This window comes from Mesorhizobium sp. M4B.F.Ca.ET.017.02.2.1, from assembly GCF_003998955.1.
Lineage (GTDB): Bacteria > Pseudomonadota > Alphaproteobacteria > Rhizobiales > Rhizobiaceae > Mesorhizobium > Mesorhizobium abyssinicae.
The window spans coordinates 1-5,197 of record NZ_RZOF01000406.1; the positions used below are offsets into that span (position 1 = coordinate 1).

The following is a 5,197-nucleotide window of genomic DNA, read 5'->3' on the forward strand; positions in this document are numbered from 1 at the left end:
GTCCGGAGGTGACCCGCAGAAAGTCCGGCGGCACATTGTCGAGCATGATCGCACGCTTGTCTGCGGCACTTTGGCCGACGAGCCCTTCCCGAAGATCGAGCCGTTGCTTGATGGCTGCCTTGCTCTCGGCGCCGTACGACGCCGCCAGCTCCAGATAGGACTCATCTTCGTCGCGGTTGGTCACATAGAACACGCCGTATTGAGCGTTCACCAGCGGGGCGAGTTCGGACATGATCAATCGCGAAACCGTGGCGAGGTCGCGCTCGCCCTGGAGCATCCGGGAGAAGCGAGCCAGATTGGTCTTCAGCCAGTCCTGCTCTGCGTTCTTCAGCGTCTGATCCTTGAGGTTGCGGATCATCTCATTGATGTTGTCCTTGAGCGCCGCGACTTCGCCCGAGGCCTCGACACTGATCGAGCGGGTCAGATCGCCCTTTGTCACGGCGGTCGAGACTTCTGCGATGGCGCGCACCTGGGTGGTCAGATTGGCGGCCAGCTGATTGACATTGTCCGTCAGGTCGCGCCAGAGACCGGCTGCACCAGGCACCCGCGCCTGCCCTCCGAGCTTGCCCTCGATGCCCACTTCGCGCGCGACGTTGGTCACCTGGTCGGCGAAGGTGGCGAGGGTCTCGATCATGCCGTTGATGGTGTCCGCGAGGGAGGCGATTTCGCCCTTCGCATCGACCGTCAGCTTGCGCTTTAGATTGCCCTGAGCCACTGCCGTCACGACGTCGGCGATGCCACGCACCTGGTTTGTCAGATTGGTCGCCATCAGGTTGACGTTGTCGGTCAGATCCTTCCAGGTGCCTGCTACGCCTCGCACCTCGGCCTGGCCGCCGAGCTTGCCTTCCGTGCCGACCTCGCGCGCGACGCGCGTCACCTCGCCTGCGAAAGAGTTCAATTGGTCGACCATGGTGTTGATGGTCGACTTGAGCTCGAGGATTTCGCCCTTCACGTCGACGGTGATCTTCTTGGAGAGGTCGCCTCGCGCGACCGCCGTCGTCACCTCGGCGATGTTGCGCACCTGGCCGGTAAGGTTCTCGGCCATCGAGTTCACATTGTCGGTGAGATCCTTCCACGTTCCGGCGACCCCTCGCACCTGAGCCTGACCACCGAGCTTTCCTTCGGTGCCGACTTCGCGCGCCACGCGCGTCACCTCGCCTGCGAAGGAATTCAGCTGGTCGACCATGGTGTTGATGGTCGACTTGAGTTCGAGGATTTCACCCTTCACGTCGACGGTGATCTTCTTGGAAAGGTCGCCCAGCGCCACGGCCGTCGTCACGTCGGCGATGTTGCGCACCTGGCCGGTCAGATTGGCAGCCATGGCGTTCACATTGTCGGTCAAGTCTTTCCAGGTGCCGGCCACGCCTCGAACCTGCGCCTGGCCGCCGAGCTTGCCGTCCGAACCGACCTCGCGCGCCACGCGCGTCACTTCCGAGGCGAACGAGTTCAGCTGATCAACCATGGTGTTGATCACGTCCTTGATCTGCAGAATTTCTCCCAATGCATCGACGGTGATCTTCTGCGTCAGGTCGCCGGTGGCGATTGCGGTTGCCACCTTGGAAACGTCGCGCAATTGCACGGTCAGATTTCCGGCCATGGCGTTGACGTTGTCTGTCAGGTCTTTCCACGTGCCGCCGACGCCTTCCACGTGGGCCTGGCCGCCAAGCTTGCCTTCCGATCCGACCTCGCGAGCCACGCGTGTCACCTCGGACGCAAAGGAATTCAGCTGGTCGACCATCGTATTGACGGTATCCTTGAGCTCGAGGATTTCGCCCTTGACGTCGACGGTGATCTTTTTGGAAAGGTCGCCTCGGGCGACGGCCGTGGTCACCTCTGCGATGTTTCGAACCTGGCCCGTCAGGTTGGCCGCCATCAGGTTGACGTTGTCAGTCAGGTCCTTCCAGGTGCCGGCGACGCCTTTCACCTCGGCCTGGCCGCCGAGCTTGCCTTCCGTGCCGACCTCGCGCGCCACGCGCGTCACTTCCGACGCGAACGAATTCAGCTGATCGACCATCGTGTTGATGGTGTCCTTGAGTTCGAGAATCTCGCCCTGCACGGCGACAGTGATCTTTTTCGACAGATCGCCAGAGGCAACCGCAGTCGTGACTTCCGCGATATTGCGCACCTGACCGGTCAAGTTCTCGGCCATCGAGTTGACATTGTCGGTCAGATCTTTCCACGTGCCGGCAACGCCGCGCACTTGGGCCTGGCCGCCGAGCTTGCCCTCAGTGCCGACTTCACGCGCGACACGCGTGACCTCCGAAGCAAAGGAGTTCAACTGATCGACCATCGTGTTGATGGTGTTCTTGAGCTCGAGGATTTCGCCCTTCACGTCGACGGTGATCTTCTTCGAGAGATCCCCCAGAGCCACTGCCGTGGTCACTTCGGCGATGTTGCGGACCTGGCCGGTCAGGTTTTCCGCCATGGAGTTGACGTTGTCCGTCAGGTCCTTCCAGGTGCCGCCGACGCCTTCGACACGGGCCTGGCCTCCGAGCTTGCCTTCGGTGCCGACCTCGCGCGCCACGCGCGTCACTTCCGATGCGAAGGAATTAAGCTGATCGACCATCGTGTTGATGGTGTTCTTGAGCTCGAGGATCTCGCCCTTCACGTCGACGGTGATCTTCTTCGACAAGTCGCCTGAAGCAACCGCGGTGGTCACTTCGGCGATGTTGCGCACCTGACCCGTGAGGTTGGTGGCCATGGCGTTGACGTTGTCGGTCAGATCCTTCCACGTGCCGGCAACGCCCTTCACCCGCGCCTGTCCGCCAAGCTTTCCCTCCGTGCCAACCTCTCGCGCGACGCGGGTCACCTCGGAGGCAAAGGAAGCCAGCTGTCCCACCATTGTGTTGACGATCTTGCCTATGCGCAGGAACTCGCCGCGCAGCGGTCGGCCATCGATTTCGACCATCATCGTTTGGGACAGATCGCCTTTTGCCACCGCGCCAATGACGCGAGCCACTTCCGCGGTCGGTTGGACCATGTCTTCGATGAGGTCGTTGACCGACCTGACACTCGATTCCCAGCTACCGGTGGCATTGCGCACGTGGCCCCGCTCGCCGATCCTTCCGTCCTTGCCGACGACCCTGCTCAGTCGCTCAAATTCCTTCGTGACCTGATCGTTCAGTTCAACGATCTGGTTGAAGGCATCGGCGATATCGGAATCGATACCTTCATAGACGTTGTCGATCCGGACGGAAAAGTCGCCTCGCCTGAAGGCTTTTAACGAATTGAGAATTTGACGACGGTCGAGTTGCGCTCTTGATGCCTGCACGCTCACAGTGCCACTCCCAGCCCAGCGGTTTTGTGAAGGAACTTATGCCGATGAAATCCCCACCCCTTGCGGCGACGTACAATCCACCGCAAGGCTAAAAACGTGGAATAAGACAATTGGTTCCGAGGAGAATTTCGCGCAGATGCCGCGGCGTTCGACAGGTCGGTGCAGATGGTTCGACAGATGCCTGCTTGGGCCGAACAGTCGCTGACCGAATCGGGGAAGGCAGAGCGGGCAGTCCAGTCTGGACGGTTCAGGCGAAGCGCAAGCCATCCCCCTGGCGCGTCTTCGCCGCCGCTCTCCGCATGGATTTCTGAGCGGCCTTTCGCCAGAAAGGTTCTGCACCAGGTGTGAAACGTGTCTTCGGTAGAAGGAGAGCGGAGGCTCAGGAGGGCCGGAAGGATTCTTCCATCGAATGCCATAAGTCGGCGTGGCCAAGTTCGCTTGGCCTATGAAATTATCAGCAATAACAGATGCTTAAGCCGATGGTACCGTTGGCTGGGATCGAACCAGCGACCTCCGGATCCACAATCCGGCGCTCTAACCAGCTGAGCTACAACGGCACGTCTGCCTGAGCGGGATGGAGGTGAAGCTCTGCTCCCCGGATCCGCTCTGTCGTTCGGCGATGCGTCCAATACGGGCTATCGGAGTCTAATTCAAGGCCTTTGATGAGGCAAAGGCCGGTTCTTCAAACCGACGCTGGGTTTCGCCAGGCAAAAGAAAAGGCCGGCGGGAGGAGGTGCCGGCCTTTTCCTGTTACGAGCCAGCGGGAGGAGGTGCTGGCCGGTCACCCCGGAGAGCAGAGGGAGGAGGTTCCGCCCACCGGGTATTCACTTGGACAACTCTATCGCACATCTATTTGTCTGACGAAATGCGACGTTTTGATGCATCGATGAGTCGTGCGTCTTTATCAGGCGGCCTTGATGTCCTTCAGGGCCTTCTCGAAAGCGGTCTTGATCGGCTTGGCGACGTCCTCGGCAGCCTTGGACGCGACGGCCTGGAATTCCTTGGCCTGCTCGACGGCCAGCTCGGCACGCTTGCGCAGGAAGGAGGTCTGCAGCTCGACGACTTCCGACAGCGACTTGGCGCCGATCAGGGCTTCGAGATGCGAGAAGCCGGCGTCGGCATTGGCGCGCAGCGCGGCAATGGTCTTGAGCGACAGGTCGCCGGAAACGGTCTTGGCGGTCTCGAAGGTCGACTCCAGAACCTTCTGGGTCTCCTCGGCGCCGGTCTTCAGCTTGGTGTAGGCTTCCTTCGACTGCTCGACGCCCTTCTCGGCGAAAGCGCGGATCTGGTCGGTGGCCTTGGAAGCGTCAAAGCTCGGGAATTCGATGTTTTCGATCGTCTCTGAAGTTTTGGTCTTGGACATTTTCCATCCTTTTCGCGGGTAGCGGCTTTGACAGAAAGCCGTCTCGTTCATGTATAATGGCAATATAGAGGTTTTTTTGTGCGATGCAACATCTTTGTTGCAGTGCACCATAAAAATCTTCCCCGCCGTTAACCAAGCGCCCAGAGATTTCGACCGCTGCACCCCTTGGCTTGTGGACCTTCGCCCCGTCCGCTTTTATTAACAAAGCGTTAACTGAAATTGCCCCGGTGGAGGGATTCGCCAAGCGCATGCCGCCTGAAAATTACTCCTTCCTCGACGTTGCCGTGCTCGATGCGGTCCGCCAGCGCTTCGCCGCCGGCGACGCGATCGCCATATTGTCGGCCGACCTCGAACAGGTGATCTGGGCCAACGGGCCTGGCGCCGCGGTGTTCGGGCATGACGACATCGAAGGCATCATCGGCGCCTCGGCGCGGCTGCCGCTGATCGCCAGGCGCCAGATCATGGCGACCAGCGGTTTTCCGCAGATCGGCAGCGACCGGGCCATCACGCTCCGGCTGGCGACGGGCTTGAGCAGTCGCGCCGTCGGCTTCCTGGCC

4 protein-coding genes and 1 tRNA gene are annotated in these 5,197 nt (G+C 60.7%); 2 read left to right on the forward strand and 3 right to left on the reverse strand.

Translation table 11 applies throughout. From position 1 onward, the window contains the following. Positions 1-3,043 (reverse strand): HAMP domain-containing protein (locus EN738_RS30505; protein WP_245494817.1); only part of this gene is annotated, 3,043 nt, incomplete at its 3' end. On the opposite strand from EN738_RS30505, the gene EN738_RS36560 reads away from it, so the two are divergent. Next, a complete protein-coding gene (locus tag EN738_RS36560) occupies positions 3,044-3,223 on the forward strand; it encodes a hypothetical protein (RefSeq protein ID WP_245478213.1) in 180 nt (59 codons plus the stop codon). A gap of 534 nt (positions 3,224-3,757) precedes the next feature. On the opposite strand, the gene EN738_RS30510 is transcribed toward EN738_RS36560, so the two are convergent. Both EN738_RS30510 and EN738_RS30515 read right to left on the reverse strand, forming a co-directional pair. Beyond that, a tRNA-His gene (locus EN738_RS30510) sits at positions 3,758-3,834 on the reverse strand. 347 nt (positions 3,835-4,181) lie between these two features. Continuing rightward, on the reverse strand, positions 4,182-4,640 hold the full coding sequence (locus tag EN738_RS30515) for a phasin (RefSeq protein ID WP_127286863.1): 459 nt from the start codon (positions 4,638-4,640) through the stop codon (positions 4,182-4,184). 248 nt (positions 4,641-4,888) lie between these two features. Here EN738_RS30515 and EN738_RS30520 point away from each other — a divergent pair. Next, positions 4,889-5,197 (forward strand): hypothetical protein (locus tag EN738_RS30520; protein ID WP_145966977.1); only part of this gene is annotated, 309 nt, incomplete at its 3' end.

Excerpts from the sequence above, each read along its gene's own strand:
- EN738_RS30515 (WP_127286863.1), bottom strand. The coding sequence starts at position 4,640 with ATGTCCAAGACCAAAACTTCAGAGACGATCGAAAACATCGAATTCCCG.